1 protein-coding gene is annotated in these 299 nt (G+C 31.4%); it reads right to left on the minus strand.

Annotation, left to right across the window (positions count from 1 at the left end; all coding sequences use genetic code 11):
* Nucleotides 1-49: 49 nt before the first annotated feature.
* On the minus strand, nt 50-299 hold a 250-nt coding region (locus tag ACNQ0W_RS25575; protein WP_417933330.1), incomplete at its 5' end, for a hypothetical protein.

Below are 299 nucleotides of genomic sequence, written 5' to 3' on the forward strand. Positions count from 1 at the left end.
ATATTCTACTAGCAATAAAAAACCGGTTTAAGGGCTGTTCATCTAAAATTCACAGGTACTTAATGAAGTTTTTTTTCTGTCTTTGCATCTTTCTGGGCTCACAAATTTTTCCAATAAAGTTAGTTAACCACAAAATACTTTCTTCACGATCTTCAAAATGAGGTATAAGACTTAAATCTACTTTTATCTTGCGATCAGCTAAAGGCAAACTTAAACAATATTCAAAGTCTATTGAGCTGTACTTCAATTTGAGTCTTTTTTCTGCAGCTTGATTCTTTATCTCAGCCATAATGAGATTT

The organism is Enterobacter cloacae complex sp. 6730903 (genome assembly GCF_048283985.1).
GTDB classification, from domain to species: Bacteria; Pseudomonadota; Gammaproteobacteria; order Enterobacterales; family Enterobacteriaceae; genus Enterobacter; species Enterobacter hormaechei_C.